General features: G+C 72.6%; 26 protein-coding genes and 1 pseudogene. 11 read left to right on the top strand and 16 right to left on the bottom strand.

Going from position 1 to position 24,626, the window contains the following annotated elements; translation table 11 throughout:
* Window positions 1–8 precede the first annotated feature (8 nt).
* On the bottom strand, window positions 9–1,514 hold the full coding sequence (locus tag Dsi01nite_RS40580) for a GGDEF domain-containing protein (RefSeq protein ID WP_275423453.1): 1,506 nt from the start codon (window positions 1,512–1,514) through the stop codon (window positions 9–11).
* Between the two features lie 228 nt (window positions 1,515–1,742).
* Between Dsi01nite_RS40580 and Dsi01nite_RS40575 the strand changes: the two genes are divergently transcribed.
* Window positions 1,743–2,150 (top strand): hypothetical protein, encoded by a 408-nt coding sequence (locus Dsi01nite_RS40575; protein WP_203851719.1) that lies wholly within the window; start codon window positions 1,743–1,745, stop codon window positions 2,148–2,150.
* 50 nt (window positions 2,151–2,200) lie between these two features.
* On the opposite strand, the gene Dsi01nite_RS40570 is transcribed toward Dsi01nite_RS40575, so the two are convergent.
* The 4 genes from Dsi01nite_RS40570 to Dsi01nite_RS40555 form a co-directional block, all read right to left on the bottom strand.
* Window positions 2,201–2,917 carry a polysaccharide deacetylase family protein gene (locus tag Dsi01nite_RS40570; protein ID WP_239136533.1) on the bottom strand — a complete coding sequence of 239 codons (717 nt, stop codon included), beginning with the start codon at window positions 2,915–2,917 and terminating at the stop codon, window positions 2,201–2,203.
* Window positions 2,914–3,654, bottom strand: coding sequence for a glycosyltransferase family 2 protein (locus Dsi01nite_RS40565; RefSeq protein WP_203851718.1), 741 nt, complete (start codon window positions 3,652–3,654; stop codon window positions 2,914–2,916). The genes Dsi01nite_RS40570 and Dsi01nite_RS40565 overlap by 4 nt, the downstream gene beginning before the upstream one ends.
* Window positions 3,655–3,770: 116 nt before the next feature.
* Window positions 3,771–4,538, bottom strand: coding sequence for an aquaporin Z (aqpZ, locus tag Dsi01nite_RS40560; RefSeq protein WP_203851717.1), 768 nt, complete (start codon window positions 4,536–4,538; stop codon window positions 3,771–3,773).
* Window positions 4,487–5,023 (bottom strand): DUF3618 domain-containing protein, encoded by a 537-nt coding sequence (locus Dsi01nite_RS40555; protein WP_203851716.1) that lies wholly within the window; start codon window positions 5,021–5,023, stop codon window positions 4,487–4,489. The genes aqpZ and Dsi01nite_RS40555 overlap by 52 nt, the downstream gene beginning before the upstream one ends.
* Window positions 5,024–5,105: 82 nt before the next feature.
* On the opposite strand from Dsi01nite_RS40555, the gene Dsi01nite_RS40550 reads away from it, so the two are divergent.
* Together Dsi01nite_RS40550 and Dsi01nite_RS40545 are read left to right on the top strand one after the other, a co-directional pair.
* The gene (locus Dsi01nite_RS40550; protein WP_203851715.1) at window positions 5,106–7,889 is read left to right on the top strand and encodes an FtsX-like permease family protein; all 2,784 of its coding nucleotides are present in this window, start codon (window positions 5,106–5,108) and stop codon (window positions 7,887–7,889) included.
* Window positions 7,890–8,258: 369 nt separating this feature from the next.
* Complete coding sequence (locus Dsi01nite_RS40545; protein WP_203851714.1) at window positions 8,259–8,567, top strand: hypothetical protein; 309 nt, start codon at window positions 8,259–8,261, stop codon at window positions 8,565–8,567.
* A gap of 97 nt (window positions 8,568–8,664) precedes the next feature.
* Here Dsi01nite_RS40545 and Dsi01nite_RS40540 read toward each other — a convergent pair whose 3' ends face one another.
* Both Dsi01nite_RS40540 and Dsi01nite_RS40535 read right to left on the bottom strand, forming a co-directional pair.
* Window positions 8,665–8,802: a hypothetical protein gene (locus tag Dsi01nite_RS40540; RefSeq protein WP_203851713.1), complete on the bottom strand. Its 138-nt coding sequence runs from the start codon at window positions 8,800–8,802 to the stop codon at window positions 8,665–8,667.
* A 376-nt stretch (window positions 8,803–9,178) separates the two neighbouring features.
* Window positions 9,179–10,366, bottom strand: a complete 1,188-nt coding sequence (locus Dsi01nite_RS40535; RefSeq protein WP_203851712.1) for an IS4 family transposase — start codon at window positions 10,364–10,366, stop codon at window positions 9,179–9,181.
* A gap of 275 nt (window positions 10,367–10,641) precedes the next feature.
* Between Dsi01nite_RS40535 and Dsi01nite_RS40530 the strand changes: the two genes are divergently transcribed.
* The gene (locus tag Dsi01nite_RS40530) at window positions 10,642–11,121 is read left to right on the top strand and encodes a DUF5677 domain-containing protein (RefSeq protein ID WP_203851711.1); all 480 of its coding nucleotides are present in this window, start codon (window positions 10,642–10,644) and stop codon (window positions 11,119–11,121) included.
* Window positions 11,122–11,236: 115 nt separating this feature from the next.
* Here Dsi01nite_RS40530 and Dsi01nite_RS40525 read toward each other — a convergent pair whose 3' ends face one another.
* Window positions 11,237–11,680: a helix-turn-helix domain-containing protein gene (locus Dsi01nite_RS40525; RefSeq protein ID WP_203851710.1), complete on the bottom strand. Its 444-nt coding sequence runs from the start codon at window positions 11,678–11,680 to the stop codon at window positions 11,237–11,239.
* 76 nt (window positions 11,681–11,756) lie between these two features.
* On the opposite strand from Dsi01nite_RS40525, the gene Dsi01nite_RS40520 reads away from it, so the two are divergent.
* Together Dsi01nite_RS40520 and Dsi01nite_RS40515 are read left to right on the top strand one after the other, a co-directional pair.
* A complete protein-coding gene (locus tag Dsi01nite_RS40520; RefSeq protein WP_203851709.1) occupies window positions 11,757–12,581 on the top strand; it encodes a class I SAM-dependent methyltransferase in 825 nt (274 codons plus the stop codon).
* 143 nt (window positions 12,582–12,724) lie between these two features.
* Window positions 12,725–13,846: a glycoside hydrolase family 53 protein gene (locus Dsi01nite_RS40515; RefSeq protein WP_203851708.1), complete on the top strand. Its 1,122-nt coding sequence runs from the start codon at window positions 12,725–12,727 to the stop codon at window positions 13,844–13,846.
* A gap of 1 nt (window position 13,847) precedes the next feature.
* On the opposite strand, the gene Dsi01nite_RS40510 is transcribed toward Dsi01nite_RS40515, so the two are convergent.
* Both Dsi01nite_RS40510 and Dsi01nite_RS40505 read right to left on the bottom strand, forming a co-directional pair.
* Window positions 13,848–14,489 carry a pentapeptide repeat-containing protein gene (locus Dsi01nite_RS40510; protein ID WP_203851707.1) on the bottom strand — a complete coding sequence of 214 codons (642 nt, stop codon included), beginning with the start codon at window positions 14,487–14,489 and terminating at the stop codon, window positions 13,848–13,850.
* 32 nt (window positions 14,490–14,521) lie between these two features.
* Window positions 14,522–15,778, bottom strand: coding sequence for a PQQ-dependent sugar dehydrogenase (locus Dsi01nite_RS40505; protein ID WP_203851706.1), 1,257 nt, complete (start codon window positions 15,776–15,778; stop codon window positions 14,522–14,524).
* A gap of 155 nt (window positions 15,779–15,933) precedes the next feature.
* Here Dsi01nite_RS40505 and Dsi01nite_RS40500 point away from each other — a divergent pair, with 155 nt between their 5' ends.
* Window positions 15,934–16,281, top strand: coding sequence for a hypothetical protein (locus Dsi01nite_RS40500; protein ID WP_203851705.1), 348 nt, complete (start codon window positions 15,934–15,936; stop codon window positions 16,279–16,281).
* A 48-nt stretch (window positions 16,282–16,329) separates the two neighbouring features.
* Window positions 16,330–17,331, top strand: a complete 1,002-nt coding sequence (locus Dsi01nite_RS40495) for an ADP-ribosylglycohydrolase family protein (protein ID WP_275423454.1) — start codon at window positions 16,330–16,332, stop codon at window positions 17,329–17,331.
* A gap of 28 nt (window positions 17,332–17,359) precedes the next feature.
* On the opposite strand, the gene Dsi01nite_RS40490 is transcribed toward Dsi01nite_RS40495, so the two are convergent.
* The 3 genes from Dsi01nite_RS40490 to Dsi01nite_RS40480 form a co-directional block, all read right to left on the bottom strand.
* Entirely contained in the window at window positions 17,360–18,256 is an 897-nt protein-coding gene (locus Dsi01nite_RS40490) for a discoidin domain-containing protein (protein ID WP_203851704.1), read from the bottom strand.
* Between the two features lie 80 nt (window positions 18,257–18,336).
* Window positions 18,337–19,425, bottom strand: a complete 1,089-nt coding sequence (locus tag Dsi01nite_RS40485) for an acyltransferase family protein (protein WP_203851703.1) — start codon at window positions 19,423–19,425, stop codon at window positions 18,337–18,339.
* Window positions 19,426–19,558: 133 nt separating this feature from the next.
* The gene (locus Dsi01nite_RS40480; protein ID WP_203851702.1) at window positions 19,559–20,836 is read right to left on the bottom strand and encodes an alpha-hydroxy-acid oxidizing protein; all 1,278 of its coding nucleotides are present in this window, start codon (window positions 20,834–20,836) and stop codon (window positions 19,559–19,561) included.
* Window positions 20,837–21,336: 500 nt separating this feature from the next.
* Between Dsi01nite_RS40480 and Dsi01nite_RS40475 the strand changes: the two genes are divergently transcribed.
* The gene (locus Dsi01nite_RS40475; RefSeq protein WP_239136536.1) at window positions 21,337–21,750 is read left to right on the top strand and encodes an NUDIX domain-containing protein; all 414 of its coding nucleotides are present in this window, start codon (window positions 21,337–21,339) and stop codon (window positions 21,748–21,750) included.
* A gap of 142 nt (window positions 21,751–21,892) precedes the next feature.
* Here the strand turns inward: Dsi01nite_RS40475 and Dsi01nite_RS57770 are convergent.
* Window positions 21,893–22,166, bottom strand: a pseudogene (locus Dsi01nite_RS57770) (cobalamin/Fe(3+)-siderophore ABC transporter ATP-binding protein); the annotation flags it as partial.
* A gap of 23 nt (window positions 22,167–22,189) precedes the next feature.
* Between Dsi01nite_RS57770 and Dsi01nite_RS57765 the strand changes: the two are divergent.
* Window positions 22,190–22,294, top strand: coding sequence for an SIP domain-containing protein (locus Dsi01nite_RS57765; protein WP_239136532.1), 105 nt, complete (start codon window positions 22,190–22,192; stop codon window positions 22,292–22,294).
* 52 nt (window positions 22,295–22,346) lie between these two features.
* Here the strand turns inward: Dsi01nite_RS57765 and Dsi01nite_RS40460 are convergent, their stop codons facing one another.
* On the bottom strand, window positions 22,347–22,931 hold the full coding sequence (locus Dsi01nite_RS40460; RefSeq protein ID WP_203851698.1) for a hypothetical protein: 585 nt from the start codon (window positions 22,929–22,931) through the stop codon (window positions 22,347–22,349).
* Window positions 22,932–23,196: 265 nt separating this feature from the next.
* Between Dsi01nite_RS40460 and Dsi01nite_RS40455 the strand changes: the two genes are divergently transcribed.
* The gene (locus Dsi01nite_RS40455) at window positions 23,197–23,400 is read left to right on the top strand and encodes a cold-shock protein (RefSeq protein WP_203851697.1); all 204 of its coding nucleotides are present in this window, start codon (window positions 23,197–23,199) and stop codon (window positions 23,398–23,400) included.
* A 345-nt stretch (window positions 23,401–23,745) separates the two neighbouring features.
* On the opposite strand, the gene Dsi01nite_RS40450 is transcribed toward Dsi01nite_RS40455, so the two are convergent.
* Window positions 23,746–24,624, bottom strand: coding sequence for an ABC transporter substrate-binding protein (locus Dsi01nite_RS40450; protein ID WP_203851696.1), 879 nt, complete (start codon window positions 24,622–24,624; stop codon window positions 23,746–23,748).
* Window positions 24,625–24,626 lie beyond the last annotated feature (2 nt).

Raw genomic sequence — 24,626 nt, 5'->3', positions numbered from 1 at the left:
GCCTCACCTTAGGGGCGGGCGGCCACCTTCTCCGGTTCGCTGAGGCGCCAGTTGTTCTTGCCGGCGGATTTGACGGCGTACATGGCGGCGTCCGCCCGGCGCAGCAGGTCGACGATGCCGGTCGGGGAGTGGCTGATGTACGCGACCCCGATGCTCGCGCCGACCCTGGTGGTGTGCGCGCCGATGACGGCGGGGGACGCGACGGCACGGACCAGCCGGTCCGCGAGGGGGCCGGCCAGCCGCCGCTCGATGAGCACGACGAACTCGTCGCCGCCGAGCCGGCACACGACGCCCTCGTGCGCCACGCTGACGAGTCGGTCCGCGACCTCGCACAGCAACCGGTCGCCGACCTCGTGGCCCAGCGTGTCGTTGACGGCCTTGAACCCGTCGAGGTCGATGAGCAGCAGCGCGGTGTCGGCGCCCGTGGTGGTGTACCGCTGGATCGCCTCCTCGACGTGCCGGCCCAGGTAGGCACGGTTCGCCAGGCCGGTCAGCTCGTCGTGCCACGCCTGGTGCTGCAACTGCTCGGTGAGGAGCCGGTTGCGCGCGAGCAGGTGGCCGTTCTCCCGCAGCGCGGTGAGCTGCCGCGTCGTGACCAGGGACAGCAGGACGCCGGTGCCGGCCAGGACCCCCCACCGGCGCCAGTCGAGGTCGGGCCCGACGACGATCACCAGCAGCCCGAACGCGGCGGCCGAGGCGCCGTAGGGTAGGACGCTGAACGGGCGCCGGGTGGGGCCGGGCGGTTGCGTGGTGCCGCCGAGGCTGGCGTGGTACTGCAGCAACGACCCGCCGAGCGAGCACAGCTGGGCGAGCAGCAGCAGCGTGGTCGCCCCCAGCGGCACCGCCTCCGGCGGGGCGGGCAGGGTCGTGGCGACCCCGGTCAGCGTGATGCACGCGGCGTAGCACGCCAGCGTCGGCCGGGTGAGCAGCCGCGCGCCGACGAACGCGACCCGCAGCACCCCGAACCCAGCGACGAGCACCGTGACCGGCAGCGCCAGGCTCTCCGACAGCGACAGCCAGCTCTGCCCCGGTGCCCAGCGCCGGCTGACCGTGAAATACCAGACGAACGAGGCGACACCCACCAGCACGATGGCGGCGTCCAAGCCCAGCCGCAGCCGCTCCGACCGGTTCTGCGCCGTTGTCGGGTACTTGAACACGGCGTACATGATGAGCAGCCCGGCGACGGGGTAGACCAGCTGCGCGCCGTACATCGGCACGGTCCGGCCGCCGGCCGCCGTCACCAGCAGCGCGGTGAGGTCGACCGCCATGCCGATGGCGTAGACCAGCAGGGCCCGCGTCATGCTGGCCCAGAACCGCGCGGTCGGCGGCGGCAGTCCCGGCACCCGGGCCGTGCGGTGGAACATGGAGGTCAGCGCGCCGATCAGCGCCAGGTCGACGAGGACGATCACCGGCTCGGCCGCCTGCGACGGCAGGATCAGCGCCGCGAGCACCGCCACGACCGCGGCGGTCGCACCGGCCGGCAGCAGCGCGTCGACACCCCGGGGCCGCCGCATGTCGTGCCTCCCGGTGCCGTTGATCATCGCCAGCGGTCAGATCGGCATGGCCGCGGTGAACCTGAACGATCAGACCATCCCGCACCGTCCCCGCACCAGCCCGGCACGGGTTCCGCAGGTGCCGAAGATGCCGTGCGTGCCGGTCACGCCCGCGCCGGCTCGGGGGTGCGGACCAGGACGACCGCGAACGCGACCAGCCAGGCACTCCACCGGACATAACCGGCGAAGTTGGCCAGATCGACCCCCGGCAGGTCCAGCGGGGACAGCACCCCGGCGAGGATCAGCACCGCGGACACCGCGCCGAGCACCGACTGGTATGCGACCGCAGGCGGCGGCGACGGGCTGCCCCTGGCCCTGCTGGTGCTGGCGGCCCTCGACGGCGACCCGGTCCGGCTCGCGTCGGTGGCCGGCACCGCCCGCGCGGCCGGCGACGCCGAGATCGAGGTCCTCGCCCTCGACGCCCTGGCCCACGTCCGGGCCGAGCGCGGCGACGCCGCCGGCGCCCGGGCGGCCCTCGCCGGGCGGCCCTCGCCGGGCGGCCCTCGCCGGGCGGCCCTCGCGGCCATGGCCGCCGCCCGGCACCTCCTGGCCGACGGTGACCGCGTCGACCGGGACCCGGCGCTGTCGCGGCTGTAGGCCGGCACGCGCCGCGAGCGCCGTGATGCCGCGGTTCCGGGTGCGGCGCCTCAGGTCTGGTACGCCGGGACGCCGAGCAGCTCGTCCACCGTCACGAACCGGAAGCCCCGGGCCAGCAGCCCCTCGACCGTCTCCCGCACCGCGACGACCGTCTCGGCGCGGTTGCCGCCCCGGCCGTCGAACCCGTCGTGGAAGATCAGGATCGAGCCGGGGCGTGCCTTGGCGACGGCGCGGCGGGCCATGCGGACACCGGAGGGCTGGAACACCTCCAGCGCGTGGCCGAACTCCCCGGCGACCGGGTGCAGGCCGCTGCGGCGCAGCATGCGCAGCAGCGCCGGCCGGCGCCACAACCAGGGCGTGCGGGCCAGCGCCGGGATCCGGCCGGTGACCCGGGCCAGGATGCGCTGGGTCTGCCCGACCTCCCGCTCGAACGCCCCCGGCCGCAGGTAGGTGCCGAACCGGTGGCTCAGCGAATGGTTGCCCAGCACATGACCGGCCTCGACGGCGCGCCGGGCGGTCCCGGGATGGCGCTCGACGCACCGCCCGACGTGGAAGAAGGTCGCGCGGATGTCGTGCGCCGCCAGGATGTCGAGGATCTGGGAGGTGTACGGCTCGTTCGGGCCGTCGTCGAACGTCAGCGCGACGAGCCGTTCGCCGGTCGGTCCGTGGTACGGGTAGTCCCGGGCGGTCGGGGCGAACGGCGACATCAGCAGCCAGTACGCCACGCCGATCCCGGCGAGTGACAGCAACCCGGCGAGGACGATCACGGGGCCACCTCACGGAACGCGGGCGCCGATCCCAGCACCCGCCGGCCCGCCGCCCGGTTGACGGCGTAGGTCAGCAGGTAGTGCACGGGCAGGGTCACGAAGAGGTTGTACGCGAGCCCGCGGCTGAGCCGGCGACCCGACGTGTAGGTCGGGTTGGCGTGGTCGTAGACGACCCGGCCCCGCTTGCGCAGCCGGCGCAGCTGGTCCAGTTCGTCGCCGCCCTGCGTCAGGCTGGTGTCGTAGCCGGTCCAGGCGTCGCGGCGGAAGGCGATGTTCGTCGCGCTGGCGTACACGGCGCGGCCGGTCAGCCGGTAGACGCCCTGCACCGCCGCGAACAGCGTCCGGCCGTACTGCCGGCCCCACCGCGGGCCGTCGGCGTACGCGCAGGGGCCGACGACCGCGACGACACCCGCGTCGGCGCGGAAGTGCGCGTCGATGCGGTTGAGCCAGTCGCGGTCGTAGACCGTGTCGGCGTCGGCCGAGACGACGATCTCACCGCGGGCCGCCTCCGTGCCGCGCTGGCGGGCGTTGCACACCCCGGCCACCGGCTCGGCCACGACCCGCGCGCCGAGCTCGAGGGCGATCGCCGCGGTCTCGTCGGTGCAGTTGTTGTCGACGACGATGACCTCGCACAGCCCGTCGAAGTCCTGCTTGCGCAGGGAGAGGAGCGCGTCGGCGAGGTACCGCTCCTCGTTGAGGCACGGGATGACGACGCTGAACCTGGGCTTTTCCGTCATGTGCTGGATTATTCGGCGGTCGGCCGGGCCGAAACGATCCGGAGATCCCCCGACTTCGACCTAGGGTGATCCCCCAGTGCGCCCCTGAGGACAACCTCAGGTCGCGGGCCTTCTGTTCACAGTGGACGGTCGTCGACGTCCTGTGCCTCTTCGGCGGCTTCGACGGTACCGGTGCCGCCCGTCACGTACCGGTAGCCGATCCCGGCTATGACCGCACCGACGAGTGGCGCGACCCAGAACAGCCACAGCTGCGTCAGCGCGGCGCCACCGGCGATGAGCGCCGGGCCGGTCGAACGGGCCGGGTTCACCGACGTGTTCGTCACCGGGATGCTGATCAGGTGGATGACGGTCAGGGTCAGGCCGATCGCCAACGGGCCCATGCCGCGCGGCGCCCGGCGGTCGGTCGCGCCGAGGATCACCAGCGCGAACATCGCCGTCAGGACGGCCTCGATCAGCAGTGCGGCGCCGAGACCGTAGCCGCCGGGGGAGTGCGTGCCGTAGCCGTTGGTGGCCAGGCCGTCCCGCGCGAGGCTGTACCCGGACCGGCCCTCGGCGACGGCGAACACCACCGCCGCCGCGGCGAGGGCACCGGCCAGCTGGACCACGATGTACGGCAGCACGTCGGCGGTCGGGGTGCGCCGGCCGAGCCACAGCGCGACGGTGACCGCCGGGTTGAAGTGGCCGCCGGAGATGTGCCCGAACGCGTACGCCCCGGTCAGCACCGCCAGCCCGAACGCCAGGGCGACGCCGAGCAGGCCCACCCCGACGTCGTCGAAGCGGGCGCTGAGCACCGCGGTGCCGCAACCGGCGAACACGAGCCAGAACGTGCCGATCAGCTCGACGGCGAGCCGCCGGCCGAGCCCGGGCGGCGTTGGTTCTCCCACCCGTCGACCTTGCCGACGTCGCCGCCGCCGGGCCTCACCCGCGGCGCGTGAACGCGCTGGCCGGGGGCCGTTCGTGGCTCCGGTCGCCCGCGGCGGATGAACGCGCTGACGACGCTGCCGGCACCCCAGCGGGCGAGCCCGACACCGATGCCCACCCCGTCCCGCGCGAGCCCCCGTGCGACGCCCGACGCCTTCTCCGCGGCGCCCTTCGCCTTCGTGGCGGCGCCCTTCGCCTTCGTCGCGGCGTTCACGGCTTTGGTGGCGGCGGTCGCGGCCTTCGTGGCGGCGCCGGTGGCTCTCATGGCGGCGGCGTCGGCAAGCCGTCGCAGCGGCTCGGCCCGCCGGGACGCCGCGTCCTGGACCCGGCCGGGCACGTCGAGGCGGGCGGTGAGCGCGTCGACGCTCTCCGCGAGGCGAGCCCTGGTCCGGGCGATGTCGGCGCGCAGCCGGGTCGCCTCGTCGTCCTGCGAGATCGGTGTGGTCACCCCGGCGCTGTACCCATCCGTACACCTCCCATCACCGAAAACCGGTCTTGCATTGTGACAATGTATGCGCGAAGGTGTGGACGTGATCCGATTCGTCTGGGCGCATCTACGGGGGCGGGCGGGAAGGGCGGTGGCACTCCTCGTCGGGGTGCTCACCGCCACCACCGGATTCACCGTGCTCACCGGTGCCACCGCCACCGCGCGCCTCGAGGTGACCGGCACCGTCGACGCCAATGTACGTGCCGCGTATGACATTCTCGTGCGCCCCAAGGGCAGCCGGCTGCCCCTCGAGGACGACCGGGCGCTGCTGCGACCCAACGCGGTCTCGGGCATCTACGGCGGCCTGACCATGGACGACTGGGCCAAGGTCCGCGCCGTGCCCGGCATCGACGTCGCGGCGCCGATCGCGATGGCCGGCTCGGTCAACGCCGGGGTCGCCGCGCCGGTCGACATCACCGACCTCGTCGACCCGGCACTGGACCGGCAGGTCATCCGGGTCGACCGGACCCTGCTCGCCGACCGGGGTCTCAGCCGGGCCCCGGCCACCCCGATCTGGGTCTACGTGACCAAGCACGAGGTCTCCTGGCCGAAGCTGGGTGGCGGCGCAGACCTGGAGTTCACCGGCGGGCAGAAGATCCCGTCCCAGCAGTTCTGCGACGGCAATATCGGCATCCTGGAGGACGGCCGGCAGGTGTGCCCGTTCCCGGAGCAGGGCCAGATCACCGACGCCACCGGCCAGGTCGTGTTCCTGGCCCGGCTGCGCCCCGACGGGCGGTTCGAGACGGGAGCCTGGAACGGACCGCCGACGGGGGACCGCCTGGTCATCTCCGTCACGTGGCGGGAGCCGATGCTCATCGCCGCCGTCGACCCCGAGTCCGAGGACCGGCTCGTCGGGCTCCGGGGCGCGACCCAGGGCACCTTCCTCAGCGACGCGCCGCCCCGCACGACCGGCACCGAGGGTGGCATGCCATCAAGGAAGGTGGTGCCCGTCCTGGCCACCTCGCGCCGATATGCGGACACCACCGCGTCGATCGGCCTCTCCCGGGCCCGGCTGGACACCCCGCTGCCGGCGGGCGCCCCCGACGGCGTGCTCGCCGCGATGGCGGCCGCGCCGGCGACCCACCTCCGCGACGCCCTCCTCGACACCGAGGCCGCCTACCGGCACACCACCGCCGTCCAGCTGGCCCGCAGTGGCGAGGGCTACGGCTTCGCGTACAGCCACGAATGGCTCCTGCAGGTCGGCGGCGTTACCTACCTGCAGGCCCCCGACGGCAGCCTCGCCGCCGTGCCGGTGCCCTACGACGCGCAGGCCTACGTCCTGCCGCACTCGTTCGGCTTTCCGACGCCCTGGCAGATCGACGACACGTCCTTCCGCACGGTGCGCAACGTGTCGGTGCGCGCGGACGGCGACCCGACGGCGACCGAGTTCGGCGTCGTCGGCACCTTCGACCCGTCCCGGCTCACCACGTTCAACCCGCTCAGCCGGGTGCCGATGGAGACCTACGAGCCGCCCCTGGTCGTCGGCGCCGACCAGCGCACCCGCGACCTGCTCGGCGACCGGACCCTCGCGCCGAACGGCAACCCCGCCGGCTACCTGTCCTCGCCGCCGATGCTGCTGACCAGCATCGCCGACCTGCCGGACCTGCTCAGCGACACGCAGGGCACCAACAAGGACGCGCCGCTGAGCGCCATCCGGGTCCGTGTCGCCGGTGTGCACGGCTTCTCCGACACCTCCCGCGAGCGGGTCCGCCTGGTCGCCGAGGAGATCTCCGCCCGCACCGGCCTCGACGTCGACATCACGTACGGCTCGTCGCCCGCCCCGCAGACCGTGACCCTGGTCGCCGGCAAGTATCAGCGACCCGAGCTGCGGGTCACCGAGCACTGGGTGAAGAAGGGCGTCGCGGCGAGCATCATCACCGCGATCGACCGCAAGAGCGCCGTGCTGTTCGGCCTCGTCCTGGTCGTCTGCGCGCTCTTCCTCGCCAACGCCGTCGCCGCCGGGGTCCGCGACCGGCGCACCGAGCTGGCGACACTGTCCGCGCTCGGCTGGCCCGCGCACCGGATCTTCGCCGCCGTCCTCGGCGAGGTCGCGACCATCGGCACCGTCGCCGGCCTCGGTGCCCTCGCCCTCGCCGGTCCGCTCGGGGCGCTGCTGGACGTGCACACCACCTGGACGCAGGCGCTCCTCGCCGTGCCGACCGCGGTCGTGCTGTCGCTGATCGCGGGCCTGATCCCGGCGCTCGGCGCGGCCCGCGCCCGCCCGGCGGCCGGCCTGCGCCCCGCCGTCGCCCGCCCCCGCCGCGCCGGCCGCCCCCGCGGCCCGCTCACCATGGGCCTGCTCAACCTGGTGCGGGTCCCCGGCCGGACCGCGCTCGGCGCGGGCGCGCTCGCCATCGGCATCGCCGCCGCCACCGTCCTCGGCGCGATCACGTACACCTTCCACGGCGCCATCGTCGGCACCCTGCTCGGCGACGCGGTGTCCCTGCGGGTCAGGGCCGTCGACACGATCGCGGTCGTGGCCACGATCCTGCTCGGCGCCCTCGCCGTCGCCGACGTGCTCTACCTGAACATCCGCGACCGTGCCGCCGAACTCGCCACCCTGCGCGCCACGGGCTGGACGCCGGCGTCCCTGGCGAAGCTCGTCGCCGCCGAGGGCCTCGGCATCGGCCTGCTCGGCGGTGCGGTCGGCGCGGGCCTCGGCGTCGCCGGCGCCGCCTGGCTGGTCGGTGACCTGACCGGCGGCCTGCTCACCACCGCCGGGTCGGCGGTCGCGGCCGGCGCGGTCCTGGCGACCTGCGCCGCCCTGGTCCCGGCCGCCCTCCTGCAACGCCTCCCCACCGCGCAGCTCCTGGCCGAGGAGACCTGACGGCGGCGCAGCGCTGCCTCGGCGGTGACCGCGTCGGTCACGTCGCGGGCGACCGCGACCATCAACGCCTGCCCGGGAAGCGGGGCGGCGCTCCACTCCAGCCACCGTTACGGGCCGTCGCGGCCGCGGAGCCGGTTGCGGCCTCAGCGGTCATCGCAGCGACTTTGGCCTGGTAGTGCCCGCGTTCATGGCTGGCGTCGATGGACGCGTTCGCGGTGATTTTCGTGCCGTCGACCGCGACGACACCGAGCCGAACGAACCCGGCCCGGGCGCACACGATTAGCACCTGTGTGAACAGGTCGTTCGGGGATCATCACCGGCAAACCCGGCCAGACCCTCACCTGGGACAGCGAAGGCCACCTCGCCACCGTGACCGCCACCGCTGGTGTCAGCAGCTACATCTCCGACGCCGGCGGTGCCGCCTCATCGCCAAGTTCGGCAACCCCCGCGGCGCGGATCCGACCTGGCCCAACCAGCACCGGCCGGTTCATCTCCGACGACGCCCTTACCGATGTAGCCGATGCCCAACAGGCCAATGGTAACGCATACGCTGGCAATGGTCCGGCTACTTTCTACGAGCAAGATAACCTGACCCCGGAACAGAAGGCTCAGAACCTGTACGAGGTAACGCGGTTGAAAGATGCAGGGAGACAGCTGGTTTATGAGTGGAACAAGTGAAGTCGAGCTGGAAGGAGTGGATCCGTGGGACGTGTGGAGGCGGCTCCGCGAAATGCTTGCCACACTCTCTTGCGATAGTTACCTGAGATGTATCGCTTCATTTCTCTCCGACTATCGGCGGCTGTGCGACGAAGATATGCCCGCTGTCGATCGCGCGCTCATTAATGACGTTATGGACCTTGTCGTGGAAGCGGCTGCGGGGCGGGATGTCGGTGCGGCCGCCATCCTGGTTCATCGGGCGTGGTGGGATCGAACATATCCCGGCCAGCCTCTTGGTAGTGACGAACCTGTGCAACCTTATGCAGGACCGATGCCCTTGGAATTGTTCAGGGCGTGCTCGTCAATTCTGTGGGAATTGATAGACGAGAATCACCGCTTCAGTATGGTCGATGAGATCGCGGACGGAGCACTGAACTATGAGCAGCCAGACGATCCGTTAGCGAACACGCGCCTACTTGTACGGTTCATCGGTCGAGTCGAGAGCGAAGCTCGCCGTGCCGGCGAAGGGTAGGATCGAATGCGTGGCATTGGACTGCATCTGCCGTTTGTCTGGAAGGGGCGCATTACCTGACCTGGGGCACAGGATACGGGCAACATCGCGACCGCCTCAATCATGATCTGGACTGCGCTTTGACGAAGCTGCTCCGGTCCGGGTCGATGTCGGCGCTGGTGGCGGCCTGACAGATCAGGGCGCTGATCGCGTACTGGACCAGCAGATAGGCCCACACCTCCTGGAGGACCAGGTCCGGGCTGCGGGATCGCAGCACCCGCCCGGACCCGCGCAGCGACGTCTTGAGTTGGCCGTTGGCCGCTTCGCTTTCCCATCGTTGCTGATAGCAGCCGGCAAGGTCGGCGGCGCTGACGTCGGCCGGGTCGTGGACATTGGTGATCAGGCAGATCAGTTCACTGCCGTCACGATCGGGGACCTCGTACTCAACGATACGGACCACATGCGCTGCGGCCGGGTCGGGCTTCGCACCGCTGGCCGCCTCGGCACGCAACCGTTCCCGGTGTTGTCCCCGGATGCTCGGGTCAATGAGCACCGACAGGTAGGTGCCATCGGGCAGGACCTTCACCACCGGCAGCCCCAACTGCGTCGGTGCCCGCCAGCACAACGCCGCACCGGTACCCGCGGCGGCGGTGTATGCCGCGAAGCTGTAGAAGCCGCGGTCAGCCAGCAGCAGCCAATCCGACGACAACGCCGCCAGCAGCGGTGCGGCCATAGCCTTCTCACTGGCCGCCCACGGACCGACCTCGGCATCGATGAACGCCTGCGACCCGCACTCGGACACCGCGACCACCCGCACCTTGGGAAACGCCGACCTGCTCCGGTCGTTGCCGGCATAGCCGAACTCGGCAGCGTTCTCGGCCGTGTCGGGAACATCGAAATCGAACCCGTCGATCGCCACCAACCGTCGACCGCTCAGCCACGCACCCCGGGTCGACGGCGCCGCGACCGGCTCGGCAACCCGGTAGAACGTCTCCCGCAACACCTCCCGACCCAGCCGCATCCGGGCCTGCGTGATCCCCGACGACGTCGGCGGCGTCCACGCCGCATCCCACACCCCGAACGCCGACAGCGACCCAGTCACCTTCTGCGCGACCTCTTCCGCACTTTCCTGCGCGAACAGACACAACGCCATCGTCAGATACGCCGTCACATGCGGCGGCAACTTCCCACCACGACGCGCCTCCGCCACCCCGCACACCGCCGCGGCCTCATCAACCTTGAACCGCGGAACCGCCGCCACCAACACCCCCAGCGACACCAGATCCGGGCCGCCGGCCAGCCCACCCACGCCAACCGACACCTCAGACCGATCCGCCACCCGACCACATTAGAACGAGGTACTCGACCGCAGTCCACGCCGCGTCGGAGCCGCCCACACCAACCGAAGATCAACTTAAGCTACGCGGCATTGAGCCAGGGCGCCACGCGGCGATCGCGCTACCCGCCGCGGTCGATCTGTTCGCCGGGGTCGACTCAGCTCGTCGGCGGTGGAATAGCCGGTCGGGTAGGCAGCAGTGGTGGAGTTCGCCGTCGGAGCCGTGTTGCCGACAGGCGTGCTGCGACGTGTGGGACTCGGACCAGGGCTTCGAAGTTCGGATCAAGCAGGCACCCACCGGCCGGGCCGCCGTGGCCTTCGCGGCGAACGCCTATCGGTACGCAAGGGTCGCCTGCACGCTCTGGGACCAAGGGATCTACGCGGAAACCGTGCCATTGGCCCGAACTTGCTTCGAGTCTGCGGTGTTGGCGGCGTGGGTCCAGCAATCCGACACCGCCGTCGTAAACGCCCTCCTGCATGAGACCTTCCGCAACGACTACAACCTCATGCAGCAACTCAAGAAGGCCGCCGTTCCGATACCTACAGAGATCGAAGCCCGAGTGACCGAGCTCAGGAAGTCCGTTGTCAAGCCCGCGCCCGACATCTCGGTCCAGAAGATGGAGGACATGTGCCAGTCCTTCCACGGAAACAGTCAGCTCTATCTGATCTTCAGAGTCCTCAGCGGCGGATCCCACGCACTCGACGCGCTGCGGCGCTGTCCTCGTTGAGGACAGTGGCGAGTTGTTTCCGATCAAGCACGCTGAGGACCAGCCGGACGCAGCCGACCTGCCAGACCATGGCAGTCGAGCACAGCCAGCGCCGCCGACGAACGTGGCGGGCAGGTCAGCAGTTCTGCCGGTGTTTGCGGAGTGGCGCGGGTGGAGGAGGGTCGACGGTGCCGGACTCGGCGGCGCGGATGAGGCGGCGGAAGGTCGGGCACTCCAGGTGGCTCGGCGCCGGGCAGGCGGCGGCGTGCCGCAGCGAGTCGCGCAGGACCGTGAGCCTGCCGATCGTGGTGTCCAACTCGGCGGCCTTCGCGGTGAGCATGGTGCGGTCGATGCGGGGCTGCCCGTCCGGGCCGAACATCAGCACGATCTCGTCGAGGGAGAACCCGGCGGTGCGGCCCAGGGCGATCAGCGCCAGCCGTTGCAGGACGCCGGGATCGAACTGGCGGCGCAGCCCGGCCCGGCCGGACGAGGCGATCAGGCCCTTCTCCTCGTAGTAGCGCAGGGTCGAGGCGGGCAGGCCGGAGCGCCGCGCCACCTCGGCGATGTCCAGGTTCGTCATCGGGTTGACCTCAAGTCGGCTTGAAGTGACACCGTCGCATCCTGACCGGGTACACCGCAACCTCAGGAGACACGACATGAACCAGACGGCACGCTGGAGCGGCACCGCGGGACAGGCCTGGATCGACGCGCAGGCCATGCTGGACGAGCTGTTCCAGCCGTTCGAGGACCTGCTGGTGAGCGAGGTCGCGGCGGTCGGCGCCGGGAGCGTGCTCGACGTCGGCTGCGGCACCGGCAGCACCACGGTCGCCGTCGCCCGGCGGCTCGGCGAAGGCAAAGGCAAAGGCTGTGTCGGGGTGGACGTCGCCGAGCCGATGGTCGCCGCCGCCCGCGCCCGCGCCGAGCGTGCTGGCGTGCCGGTGACGTTCGTGCACGCCGACGCGCAGAAGCACGGGTTCGCGCCGGCCGGGTTCGACGCGGTCATCTCCCGCTTCGGGGTCATGTTCTTCGCCGACCCGGTGCGCGCCTTCGAAAACCTGCGCCGGGCCGCGGCACCCGGCGCCGCGCTGCGGGCCGTCGTGTGGCGGGGCGTCGCGGAGAACCCGTTCATGACGACCGCCGAGCGGGCCGCCGCGCCGCTCGTGCCCGCCCTGCCGGTGCGCCGCCCCGACGAGCCCGGACAGTTCGCGTTCGCCGACCCGGAGCGGGTCCGCGACATCCTCGCCCGGGCCGGCTGGGACGGGGTCGACATCCGGCCGGTCGACGTCGCCTGCGTGCTGCCGGAGCGCGACCTGGTGCGCTACTTCACCCGGCTCGGCCCGCTCGGCCTGGTCCTCGGTGGCGCCGACGAGCAGACCCGGGCTCGGGTCGTGGACACCGTCCGGGCCGCGTTCGCCCCGTACGTGCACGGCGATGAGGTCCGCTTCACCGCCGCCTGCTGGCAGGTCGACGCGGCCGCCTGAAACCGGCGGACCAACTATTGCGCCCCGGCCGTCGGCAGAAGTCCGTGAACGCTCCCAGTCAAGCCTCTTGATTTCTTCAGGGAAAAGGCAGCATCATGCAGTTCGGAAACTGGGAGCGTTCACAGTCGAAGTGAGGACACCCGATGCGCAGACGCACCATGCTGGCCGCCGCCGCGGCAGCGCCGGTCGCCGCAGTCGCCACACCGTCCGCGGCGTCGGCCGCCAACCCGAGGCCCCGGCGACGGTTGGCCGTCCGCGGCGCCGACGTGTCGACGCTGGCCAAGAACGAGGACTTCGGCGCGGTGTACCGCCGGGCCGACGGACGCCGCGCCGACGCGCTCACCATCCTGCGCGAGCACGACGTCAACGTCGCGAGACTGAAGGTCTGGGTGAACCCGGCCGACGGCTACAACACCAAGGCGAAGGTGCTGCGGATGGCGGCCCGGGCCAAGGCCCGCGGGATGCGGCTGTTCATCGACTTCCACTACTCCGACGCCTGGGCCGACCCGGGCAAGCAGCACAAGCCCGCCGCCTGGGCGACCTACGCCTTCGAGGAGCTCAAGGCGGCCGTGCGCGACCACACCTACGACGTCCTGCACGCCCTGCACCGCCAGGGCACCCCGGCGGATTTCGTCCAGATCGGCAACGAGATCAACGGCGGGCTGCTCTGGCCCGACGGGCGCTGGGACAACTGGCCCAACCTCGCCGCGCTGCTGACCGCCGGCGCCACCGTCGCGAAAGCCGTCTCCAACCGCACCCGGGTGGTGCTGCACCTCGCCGAGGGCGGCAACAACGGCGGGCACCGCTGGTGGTTCGACAACGCCACCGCGCTCGGTGTGCCGTTCGACGTCATCGCGGTGTCGCACTACCTGTACTGGCACGGCACCGCCGAGAGCCTGCGGGCCAACCTCGTTGATCTGTCCGCCCGGTACGGCAAGGACGTCCTCGTCGCCGAGACCGCCTACGGGTTCACGACGGAGGAGGACGACCCGACCCCGCAGATCTTCACCGCTGATCTGGCCGCGGCAGGTGGACATCCCGCCACGCCCCGGGGGCAGGCCGACGCGCTGCGGGCGATCTGCGACGTTGTCGCATCGGTGCCGCGCGGGCTCGGCGTCGTCTACTGGGAGCCGACCTGGACCGCGGTGCCCGGTGCCGGCTGGGATCCCGCCGACCCGACGTCGGGCAACGGATGGGAGAACCAGGCGCTGTTCGACTTCGACGGGCGGGCCCTGCCGGCGCTGGACGTGTTCCGCACCCGCTGATCTAGAAGTTCAGGTGGCCGGCGCAGCCGTCGTCGTGCCGGTCTGCGGCGGACTTGGTGCCGTCGGGGCAGACCACGTTCACCCAGGTGGTGTCGTGCAGATTGGCGCCCTTGAGGCGGATGCCGCGCAGGTCGGTGTCGACGAGCCAGGCACCGGTGAGGTCGGCGTCGCGGGCGTCCGCGCCGCCGAGGTCGGACCGGCGGATCTCGGTCCGGCGCAGGTCCGCGTCGCGCAGCACCGCGTCGCGCAGCCCCACGTCGGTGAACGTGCTGCCCTGCCACGCCGTGCGGCGCAGGTCGGCGCGGCCGAGCTCGACCCCGGTGAGCGTGGTGTCGCGGGCGGCGGCGTCGGTGAGGTCCGCCCCGGACAGGTCGACGTTCTCCATCGACACCGACCGCAGGTGCGCCGCGTGCAGGTTGGATCCGCTCAGGTTCGCCTCCCGGACGAATCCCTCCACAGTGGAGCGTTCGAGGTCGGCGCAGCGCAGCTTCCGCTGGGACAGGTCCGAGTCGACGACGGCCCGGCCGGCCATCGACACGGCGCCCGGATCGGCGCAGCGCCTGCCGTGCGTCTCGCCGGATCGCGCCCGTGCCAACAGCACAACACCGAGCACGACGGCGACGGCGAGGCAGGCGGCCGCCACCCTCCGCCGTTTTCGCAGCGTCAGGCGGAGCGTCAACGCGGGCCCGGCGCCGCGACGGGGCGCAGCATCAGCCGGAGGATCCGGTCGTCCTCGACGGTCGGCCCGTTGGGGTTGCGGCCGTCGCGGTTGGAGGTGGTGAGCCAGACGCTGCCGTCCGGTGCCTTGATGGCGGTGCGCAGCCGGCCGTACTTCATGGTGAGCGCCTCGGCGGGCTGCTTCGTCACCCCGGCGCTCGGCCGCCAGCGGACCCCGAGGGTGTCCGGGCCCGCGCCCTCCGAGGGGCGGCTGCCCGCCTGCTGCTCCGCCTCCTGCTTGCCGACGCCCTCGACGCCGACGAGGTAGATGCGCTGCCCGCGCAGGCAGGTGACGATGGCGGTGCCGCCCACCACGGCGACGCCGGCGCTGACCCCGACCTCCGGATGCCAGGCCACCACGGGATCGATGTACTTCGGGTTGTTGCCGATCCCCTCGACGCGCGGCCAGCCGTAGTTGCCGCCGGGGCGGATCACGTTCAGCTCGTCCCAGACCGCCTGGCCGATCTCCGCGACGTACATGTTGCCGTCGGCGTCCCAGTCCATGCCCTCCGGGTTGCGGTGGCCGTAGGACCAGACGAGCGAGCCACGGAACGGGTTGCCCGGCGGGGGTTTGCCGTCCACGGTCATCCGCAGGACCTTCCCCCCGAGGTTGTTGAGGTCCTGCGCGGCATCGGTGAGCGACGCCTCGCCGGTGGTCGCGTAGAGGTACCCGTCGGGGCCGAAGGCGAGCCGGCCGCCGTCGTGGATGCCGCCGCGGGGGATGCCGGTGACGATCGGTCTGGGCCGCTCGTTGAGCTTCAGCTTCGCGATCCGGTTGTCGATGTCGGTCGTGTAGTAGATGTAGACGGTCTGGTCCAGGGCGAACCGCGGCGACGCGGCGATGCCGAGCAGCCCACCCTCGTTGTCCGCGGTCGCCTCGCTGATCTTCGTCACCGGCGTCACGGTCAGCGAACCGTTCGCGGCCCGGCCGGGGCCGATCCGCAGGATCCGCAGCGTCCGGCGCTCCGTGACCAGTGCGCTGCCGTCCGGCAGGAACGTCAGTCCCCACGGGATGTCCAGGTGCCGGGCGACGGTGCTGACCGAGACCGCGGCGTCGCCGCTCGCCGACGGGTTGACCGGGCCGAGGCTGAAGTCCGTGGGGTCGACCACCCCCGGGGTGGTGGACGGCGGCGGTTTGGCGGGGGCATCCGACGTGCAGCCGCCGAGGATCCCGAGCACCAGCACCAAGGCGACCGTGCGAAGGGGTGTACCCATGAACCGGTGCCTCCTTGGAACATCGCCTCCCTGCACGATCACGAATTCCGCGGCGCGGGGCGTCACCTCCGTGGAGGGATCGTCACGCGGGGTTTGAGGGGCCGGTGGGGCGGGCACCACGGCGGAGGAGTCGAGCGACGCAGAGGGAGACCAGGATGAGACTGCTGACATTGGCCGCCGGGCTCGCCACCGGTTACGTGCTCGGCACCCGGGCCGGCCGCGGCAAGTACGAGCAGATCGTCGAGGGCGCCCGGCAGTTGCGTGCCAACCCGACGCTCGCCCAGGCGCAGGCGACGGCGAAGCACCTCGCGACGGCCCCCGGTGAGCCGGTGCCGGCCACGCCCGCCGCGATCACCCGACCGGCCGCGACGAAAACCGCCAACCCCGCGACCGCCAACCCCCCGACCGCCACCCCTGCGACCGCCACGCCTGCGACCGCCGCGCCGAAGGCCCCGCGCCGCAGCACCGCCACCCCGGCGACGCTCGCGGACCCGCTGCGGTAGCCGACCGCCCCCGATCGGCCCCGGCGAACGGTTGCCGGGGCCGTTACGATCCACTGCGTGTCGACTTCGGCCTCAGGGTGCCTGTTCGGACTGGCGTACGGTGACGCGCTCGGCAAACCGACCGAGTTCATGACGGTCTCCGCGATCGAGCAGCGGTACGGCTACGGCGGTCCCCGCGACCTGGAAGGCGACCCCGCGCTCGTCACCGACGACACGCAGATGACCCTCGCCGTCGGCTGGGCGTTGCTGGACGCGGCCGAACCGACCCCGGCCGCACTGGAGCCGCTGCTGCGGACCCGGTTCGTCGAATGGGCGCACAGCCCCGACAACAACCGGGCACCGGGGATGACCTGCCTGCGCGCCTGCGGTGGGCTCGCGCAGGGGCTGCCCTGGGTGGAGGCCACCGTCGCCGGCTCCAAGGGCTGCGGCGCCAACATGCGGGTCGCGCCCGTCGGGCTCGTCGCAGGCTACGACCTGGACACCCTGGCAGGGGTGGCGCAGCTGCAGGCCGCCATGACCCACGGCCACCCGACCGCCCTCGCGGCCAGCGAGCTCACCGCGTACGCCGTGCGGATCCTGCGCGACGGCGCCGGGCTCGCGGCGCTGCCCGGGGCGCTGCGCGACCGGTGCCGGTCCCAGCGCACCACGTACCACGGCGAGTGGCTCGGCACGCTGTGGCAGCAGCCGACCGTGACCAGCCCGGAGGACTTCATCAGCCGCGGCTGGGACGAGTGCGTCGCCGTGCTCGACCGCCTCGACCTCGCGCTGTCGCGGCCCGACGACGGCGGCGACCCGTGCGCGGCCACCGGCGCCGGCTGGATCGCCGAGGAGGCCCTCGCCACCGCGCTGCTGTGCGCCGTCCGGCACGCCGACGACCCGGTGACCGCGCTGGCCCGCGCCGCCACCACCTCCGGCGACTCCGACTCCATCGCCTGCCTGGCCGGCGCGTTCATCGGCGCCGAGCGGGGCATGGCCGCGTGGCCGCCGGCCTGGCTCGACCGCATCGAATACGCCGGGCAGCTGGCCCGCCTCGGCCAGGCCTGGGACTGACCGGGGTGGAGACGACCTCGAAAAGGCCTCAGCGGACCTCGAAGGCGAACAGTGAGTAGCCGTACTGGGTGACCCGCCGGGTGCCGGTCATCCGCACGAACCGGGCCGGCGTCGCGGCGATCCGCACGTCCTGCACCCCGCCGGCGCCCTCACCGGTCCGCCACACAGTTCGCCACGTCGTGCCGTCGGCGCTGACCGCGAGGTCGCACTCGACGCCGTACGCCACCTCCCACCGCAGCACGACCCGGGTGACCAGCCACAGCCGGCCCAGGTCCACGCTGATCCACTGCGGGTCGCTGAACGCGCTGCTCCACCGGGTGCCCAGGTCACCGTCGACCGCGAACCGCGGCGCGTAGGCCTCACCCTCCACGGACGACGCCGTCGCGGGCCGGCCGAGTGCCAGGTCGGTCCCGCCGGGGTTGGCGGCCGCCTCGGGTGTGCCGGCAGTCGACGCCGACCGCTTCGCCGGGCCGGTCCGCGACGGGGTCCTGGTGGCGCCGGACGTCGCGGCCGCGCCGGACGACCCCGGCGTGGCCGGGCCCGGCACGGACGGGTCCGGTGTCGCGCCCGACAGGTCACCGGTGTCCTGTGGCGCCGGCAGCGCCGAGGGTACCGCGCCGGTCCGGTCCGTGCGGTCGCGGCCGGTGAGGACGGCGACCGCCACCAGCGCGGCGATCACTGTCACGGCCGCCGTCAGGGCGATCACGACGGCCCGCCGCCGCCCCGGTCCGGCGGGCGGTCGCTCGTCGGCCCCGGGCCCGCCGGCCGGGCCGGGCCGGCCAGCGGTGCGCCGCCGTGGTGCGGCCGGCTGCGGGGGAGGGCGGTGCGCCCCGGGAACCGGTCCGGCGGGCTCCAGGGGGTCCGGCGCCGGCCCGGTCACGTACGGCCGGACCAGGCGGGGCGGCTCGGGGTCCTCGTTCGTCACCGGACGGACTCCCTCCGGTGTGATCACCCCGCCGGTTCGCAGCATAGGGCCGGCGGGCCGCCGCCGCTGAGGAACGGGCGTCAGCGCACCGGCCCGGACTGCCACGGGACGGCGGCGACGCGGGTGGGGCGGGACGGCAGGTCGAGCAGCGCCGCCGGCAGGCTGCGCTCCAGCGCCAGGCAGAACCAGGTGACCAGGACCGTCAGCAGCACCGGCTCGGCGACGGCGAGCAGCAGCTGCATCGGCGGGTCCGCGCGGTCCATCGGCCCGATCAGCACCGCGTGGCAGACCGCCAGGACCGGCATGTGCAGCACGTAGATCGGCAGGGTCCGCCGGCCGATGTCGCCGAGCACCCGCGCCACCGCCCGCGACCGCGCGGCGAGGGCCGCCGCGGTGACCCCGAACGCGACCGCGGCCACGCTGACCAGTGGCCCGGTGGCGGGCAGCAGGCGCAGCACGACCAGGCCGGCCGCGTAGCCGCCGCCGAGCACGGCCAGCCGCCGCCAGTTGGCGGCGCGGGCGAGACCCTCCACGACCGGCCGCAGGCGCAGCCCGGCGAGGAAGAACACGAGGTTCTGCAGCAGCCCGCCGCGGTTGCCCGGGGTGGCCAGGAGGTCCGCGGCGACGACGACGGACAGCGCCAGGGCGACCGCGAGGACCAGGGCCGTCGGCAACCGCCGCACCGCCTTCGCGACGGTGAAGTAGACGGCGAGTGCCAGCAGATACCACAGGTTCGACGGTGTGATCGTCAGCTGCTCCAGCAGCTCCAGCGGACCGCCGGCCCGGGCGGTGTCGAAGTCGGGCACCAGCGCCAGCACCGCGGTGTGGATCAGGAGCCAGACGGCGTACAGGTAGCCGAACTTCGCCACCTTGGACCGGCCGAGGACCCGCCACGACCGGTCGACCGCGCCGGCGGCGAACATGCCGGAGATGGCGAAGAACAGCGGCATCCGCAGCGGCAGCAGCTGCTCGCCGAGCAGGCCCCAGGCGCCGGGCAGCGGCAGCGCCAGCCGCCAGTCGACCTGCAGATAGTCCTTGGTGATGACGTGCCACAGCACGACCAGCAGGATGCAGGCGCCCTTGGCCACGTCCGCCCACGACTCGCGCGGTCGTGGCGGCCGCTCCGGCGCGGTGGTCGCGGTGATGCTCAGCTGCAGTGTGTCGCTCATGTCGGGGTCCCCTCGCGTCAGTCCATCGACCTCCATCGGCCGGCTTCTACCGCGAGAGCACGCATGAGCAGGTGTGTTGGGTTGAGAACTGTCGAAAGAGTGACGCTGAGCGCAGGCGGCCGGGTAGCGGCACTCAGGGCGCGGCGACCAGCAGGTCCCGCGTGACGGCGGCGACGTCCGGGACGCCGACGAGGGCCATCGTCAGGTCCAGCTCCGCGACGACGTTCTCGACGACCTGGCGCACCCCGTCCGCGCCGGCGACGGCCAGCCCGTAGAGGTGCGGCCGGCCCAGCAGGCAGGCGTCCGCGCCCAGGGCGAGCGCGACGAACGCGTCCGCGCCCGAACGGATGCCGCTGTCGAACAGCACCGTCGGGTCCGGTCCGACCGCGGCGCGGACGCCGACGAGCGCGTCGAGCGCCGCGATCGCGTGGTCGACCTGCCGCCCGCCGTGGTTGGACACGATGATCCCGTCGACGCCGGCGGCGATCGCGGTCCGGGCGTCGTCGGGGTGCAGGATGCCCTTGAGCAGGATCGGCAGCGTCGTGCGCCGCCGCAGCGTCTCCAGGTGGGTCCAGCTCAGGCCGGGGTTGGAGTAGATGTCGAGGAACGTCTCGACCGCGGCCCGCGGCTCGGGGGAGAGCACGCTCCCGCCGGGATACTCGCGGGCCATCGACAGCAGGGCCCGCAGCGCCGCGAGGGTGACCTTCGGCCGCTCGGCCGGCCGGCCGGCCGCGGCGGCGATGCGCTCCCGGACGATCTCGCCGAAGCGCGGGTCGGAGGTGTACTGCGCGATGCCCAGCCCCCGCGCGAACGGCAGCGAACCCAGGTTGAGGTCCTGCGGCCGCCAGCCGAGCAGCGTCGTGTCGAGCGTGACGACCAGCGCCCGCGCGCCGCAGTCCTCGGCCCGCCGGATCATCGAGTCGACGAGCGGCTCGTCGGTGGACCAGTACAGCTGGAACCAGAACGGGGTGTCACCCATCGCGGCGGCGGTGCGCTCCATCGGGCTGCAGCCCTGGCTGGAGAAGATGTACGGCACCCGGGCCGCCGCCGCGCCCTCGGCGATCTTGACGTCGCTGTCGGGGGTGATGAGCGCCCCGGCGCCGACGGGTGCGACGAGCAGCGGCGCGCGCAGCGGTGTGCCGAGCACCGTCGTGGACAGGTCGCGGGCGGTGACGCCGTGCAGCATCCGCGGCACGATCCTCCACCGCTCGAACGCCGCCCGGTTGTGCCGCATGGTCGCCCCACCGCCGGCCCCGCCGGCCACGTACGCCCAGGCCTTCCGCGACATGGCCTTCCTGGCCCGCCGTTCGAGCTCGGCCGCGTCGGTGGGCACGGACGGCGCCCGCCCGAGGACCCCGGCACGGTAGATGGCGTTCTGCCTGACCCGCCCGGGTCCGGGAGTGCTCGTCATGGTTGCCCATCATGGCAGTTGCTGGCTCCGCCGGGCGGGTAGCGGCCCGTGGTGGCGGCCATCTCGGCGCTCGGTGCGACCGGTGAGCTGGAGCCGGGGCTGCTGCTGATGTCGACGTTCGCGCTCGGCGTCGGCGCGGCCCTGTGGCCGGGGTGCTCACGGCGGCCCGCTGGCCGCTGCCGGACACCAGGGGCGTCAACCAGAGCCCCGCGGCGTACTGGCCGGAGCCGCACCTCGTCATGGAACCCGAACCGGTGGCCGGTCCGGGGCTGGTGACCGTGACGTACAGCGTGCGTCCAGCACCACCTCCGGCAGACCCGCGACGAGCAGGCGCAGGAGCGGGCGGCCGCCGCGCTCGCCGACGGCCCACCGGTGATCCGGCATCTGCTGCCCATCGCGGGTCCTCCGGATCATGGGAAGGGAAGTAGCGTCGGGGCGTGACGACGTTCCGGCCCGCCGCCCGAATCATCTGCCTGGATGCCGCCGACCGTGTGCTGCTGATGCACTGGCGGGATCCGTCCGACGGTCACCTGCTGTGGGAGCCGCCCGGCGGTGGCATCGAGCCCGGCGAGACGCCGTTCGAGACGGCGCGGCGGGAGCTGGCCGAGGAGACCGAGCTGGACCCGGCCGCGGTGCGGGACAGCGCGGTGCCGGTGGAGCGGGACCTGTGGTGGAACGGCACCCGGTATGTCGGCACCGAGCACTTCTTCCTCGCCCGGTTCGACGGCGAGCGGCCCGTGATCGGCCGGGCCGGGCTGCTGCCGGACGAGCAGGCCAACCTCCAGACCCATGCCTGGGTCGAGTGGGCGGAGCTGTCCGCGCTGCCCGACTCGCTGGAGCCGCCGCACCTGCTGGAGGTCCTGGCCGCGCTCGTCCCGGAAGGTCCGTGGCGGGACAGCCTCTCCGGGGCGTGACCGCCCGGCAACCGGGCCGCAACGGCTGGCGCTCATCATGGAGTGCTCCGACCCCCTGGGAGGCATCTCGTGCTGCTGTCCGTCGCCGCCGCGGTCGTCACCGCGCCCGTGCTGTGGTTCGTCGGTTCGCTCGCCGGGGTGGCTACGGTGACGCTGCTGCAGGAGGTCCGGGTCGAGCGCCAGGTGCGCCGGATCCGGCGGCAGCGGGCGTACGACGCGGGATCACCATCGCGGTTCCCGTCTCCGGGTCCGGCATGACCCGGCACGCCAACCCGAACACGGCCTCGACGATCGGCTCCGTCAGCACGCCGGCGGGTGGTCCGGCCGCGACGACCCGCCCGCCGCGCATCGCGACGAGGTGCGTGGCGTAGCGGGCCGCCAGGGTTCAGCTCGTGCAGCACCGCGACGAGCGTGCGGTGCCGGTCCCGTGGTGCGCGGCGTGCGCCGGCACCTGGTGTCGGAGCGCGGCATCGACAAGCGGCGGGTGATGTTCACCGGGTACTGGCGCCGCGGCGCCACCGAGGACGACCTGCTGGACGGCTGATCCGACGGCGGCCTTCGGTGCGGCCGTTGGTGCGGCCGTTGGGTGCGGCCTTTCAGAAGGCCGGCAGGGCCTTGAAGCGTTCGTCCAGGCGGGCGCTGGGCAGCAGGCGGCGCAGCCCCGCCCGGATCAGCGTCAGCGGGTGCTGGGGGAACTGTGCGTCGTGCTGCTCGTGGTCCGCCCAGTGGTAGGGCAGCCCGCCGGTGGCGTCCTGAGCGTAGGGCGACGGCGTGTAGAACCGGTCCGGCCCGAGCTGGGCCATGATGAACGCCTCTCGCATGCCGGTCGTGCCGACCTCGGGCGCCTGCAGCTTCAGCACGGTGCTGCAGGTCGCCCGCGGCACCGTGTAGGAGCCGATGAACACCTGCCCGTGGCCCTGCGGGTGGCGCACCTTCAGCAGCTGCCGCACCGCCGGCACGCCGTCGACCGGCTCGATCGTCGCGTCGATGAGCCCCGCGCCGGCGCCGGCGGTGTGCCTCGCCAGCCCGGCCAGCAGGGCGGCCGGCTCGGTCAGCGACGCCGGCAGGTCCGGCCGCAGGTTGAAGAAGTGCAGGGACATGACCGTGCCCTGTTCGTCGCGCCACGCGAACTGGTCGATCTGCTGGAACCCGGTCAGGTCAAGATGGGTGAAGGCGCTCATGACCGCACATTCTTGTTTCGGTTCAGTCCATCGGGCGAACAGGTGTGTTGCGAAATACAAACGATCTAGTGAAAGTTTTCAGGTTTGTTTGTGGGACTTTCGCCTGATTTATGGCTCATTCGACCAGGGGAATGCTGCAATCAGCCGGGTTTAGATGGCGTTCCCGGCTGTCTCTGCGACGTCACTGGCAGTACCGTGTCTCTCGGTGAGGTCTTCACTGTCGGCAAAGATGGCTGGCAGGACTCACTGTGTTCAGGAGGAACGCGTGGCTAGCGGTACCGTGAAGTGGTTCAACTCCGAAAAAGGCTTCGGCTTTATCCAGCAGGACGACGGCGGCGCGGACGTCTTCGTGCACTACTCGGCCATCGCGAGCAGCGGCTACCGCGAGCTCGCCGAGGGCCAGAAGGTCGAGTACGACGTCACCCAGGGCCAGAAGGGCCCGCAGGCTGACAACGTTCGCGGCGTCTGACAAACACCTGCTTCGGAAGCCGTGCACATGCCGGTGACCGCAGCGCGCGTGCCGTCGACTCGTAGCACCGTTCGGTGCACCTGAGCGCGGCCCCGCTGGTTGGACAGATCGGGCTCGTGCCAGACCCATTTCGGTGGGTCGGGCACGGGCCCTTTTGTCATGTGCGTCGCACCCGGTCCGGCCGGTCGGCACCGCGCCCGGGTGCGGGAACGTGTCACGTGCGTCGCACCCGATCGGGCGCCCCGCCCGGGTCCGGGACCGTGTCAGATGCGTCGCGGCCGGTCGGGCACCGCGCCCGGGTGCGGGATCGCGGCCAGGGCCTCGACCCCGTCGATGAGCCTCGGGTCAGATGCGTCGCACCCGGTCCGGCCGGTCGGGCACCGCGCCTGGGTGCAGGATCGCGGCCAGGGCCTCGACCCCGTCGACGAGCCTCGGGCCGGGCCGCACCACGATGCCGTCGGCGTCGATCGCCCAGACCTCGGCGCCCGGGAACCGCGGCGCGATCCGCTCCGCCTGCTCGACGGCGCCGTCCAGGTGGAAGCCACACGGCGACACCACGACCACCTCCGGCCGCGCCGTCACCAGCGCCGGCCACGTGGTCTCCAGCGACCGGGCGCCCGGGTGCGCGGCCACCGGCTCCCCACCGGCCGCCGTCACCAGGTCCGGCACCCAGTGCCCCGCGGTGAACGGCGGGTCGACCCACTCGACCACGAGCACCCTGCGCCGTGGCCGCCCGCCGACCGCGTCCGCCACCGCGGCCAGCCGCGCCCGCAGCCCGGCGACCAGCCGCTCCGCCCGCTCCGGCACCCCGGCCCGGGCACCGACCTCGAGGATCGTGCCGAGCACCTGGTCGAGGTCGTGCGGGTCCAGGGACAGCACGTCGGCCCGGCAGCCGAGGTGCTTCAGGGCGTCCTCGACGTGACCGGACGGCAGCGCGCACACCCGGCACAGGTCCTGCGTCAGGATCAGCTGCGGGTCGAGTGCCGCCAGGGCGCCCGCGTGCAACGTGTACAGGTCCGCGCCGGCGGCGAACTGGCCCCGCACGTAGGCGTCGATCTCCCCCGGCGCCATCCCGCGGGTGTCCCGCCCGCCGACGACCACGGTCTTGTCGACCCGCGCCGACGGTGGCTCGTCACATTCGAACGTGACCCCGACCAGGTCCTCACCGAGCCCGAGCGCGTAGACGATCTCCGTGGCGGACGGCAGCAACGACACCAGGCGCATGC

Origin of the sequence: Dactylosporangium siamense (assembly GCF_016862795.1) — a bacterium.
Lineage (GTDB): Bacteria > Actinomycetota > Actinomycetes > Mycobacteriales > Micromonosporaceae > Dactylosporangium > Dactylosporangium siamense.
The sequence above is the reverse complement of the archived record's forward strand: the minus strand, read 5'-3'. Positions and strand labels throughout refer to the sequence as shown.

What these genes read in the sequence shown, in the direction of transcription:
- Dsi01nite_RS40515 (WP_203851708.1), top strand. Translation starts at nt 12,725, where the DNA reads ATGCGCAGACGCACCATGCTGGCCGCCGCCGCGGCAGCGCCGGTCGCC.
- Dsi01nite_RS40450 (WP_203851696.1), bottom strand. Translation starts at nt 24,624, where the DNA reads ATGCGCCTGGTGTCGTTGCTGCCGTCCGCCACGGAGATCGTCTACGCG.
- Dsi01nite_RS40540 (WP_203851713.1), bottom strand. Translation starts at nt 8,802, where the DNA reads ATGAACCAGGATGGCGGCCGCACCGACATCCCGCCCCGCAGCCGCTTC.
- Dsi01nite_RS40475 (WP_239136536.1), top strand. Translation starts at nt 21,337, where the DNA reads ATGCACTGGCGGGATCCGTCCGACGGTCACCTGCTGTGGGAGCCGCCC.
- Dsi01nite_RS40460 (WP_203851698.1), bottom strand. Translation starts at nt 22,931, where the DNA reads ATGAGCGCCTTCACCCATCTTGACCTGACCGGGTTCCAGCAGATCGAC.
- Dsi01nite_RS40520 (WP_203851709.1), top strand. Translation starts at nt 11,757, where the DNA reads ATGAACCAGACGGCACGCTGGAGCGGCACCGCGGGACAGGCCTGGATC.
- Dsi01nite_RS40500 (WP_203851705.1), top strand. Translation starts at nt 15,934, where the DNA reads ATGAGACTGCTGACATTGGCCGCCGGGCTCGCCACCGGTTACGTGCTC.
- Dsi01nite_RS40480 (WP_203851702.1), bottom strand. Translation starts at nt 20,836, where the DNA reads ATGACGAGCACTCCCGGACCCGGGCGGGTCAGGCAGAACGCCATCTAC.
- Dsi01nite_RS40565 (WP_203851718.1), bottom strand. Translation starts at nt 3,654, where the DNA reads ATGACGGAAAAGCCCAGGTTCAGCGTCGTCATCCCGTGCCTCAACGAG.
- Dsi01nite_RS40525 (WP_203851710.1), bottom strand. Translation starts at nt 11,680, where the DNA reads ATGACGAACCTGGACATCGCCGAGGTGGCGCGGCGCTCCGGCCTGCCC.
- Dsi01nite_RS40580 (WP_275423453.1), bottom strand. Translation starts at nt 1,514, where the DNA reads ATGCGGCGGCCCCGGGGTGTCGACGCGCTGCTGCCGGCCGGTGCGACC.
- Dsi01nite_RS40485 (WP_203851703.1), bottom strand. Translation starts at nt 19,425, where the DNA reads ATGAGCGACACACTGCAGCTGAGCATCACCGCGACCACCGCGCCGGAG.
- Dsi01nite_RS40505 (WP_203851706.1), bottom strand. Translation starts at nt 15,778, where the DNA reads ATGGGTACACCCCTTCGCACGGTCGCCTTGGTGCTGGTGCTCGGGATC.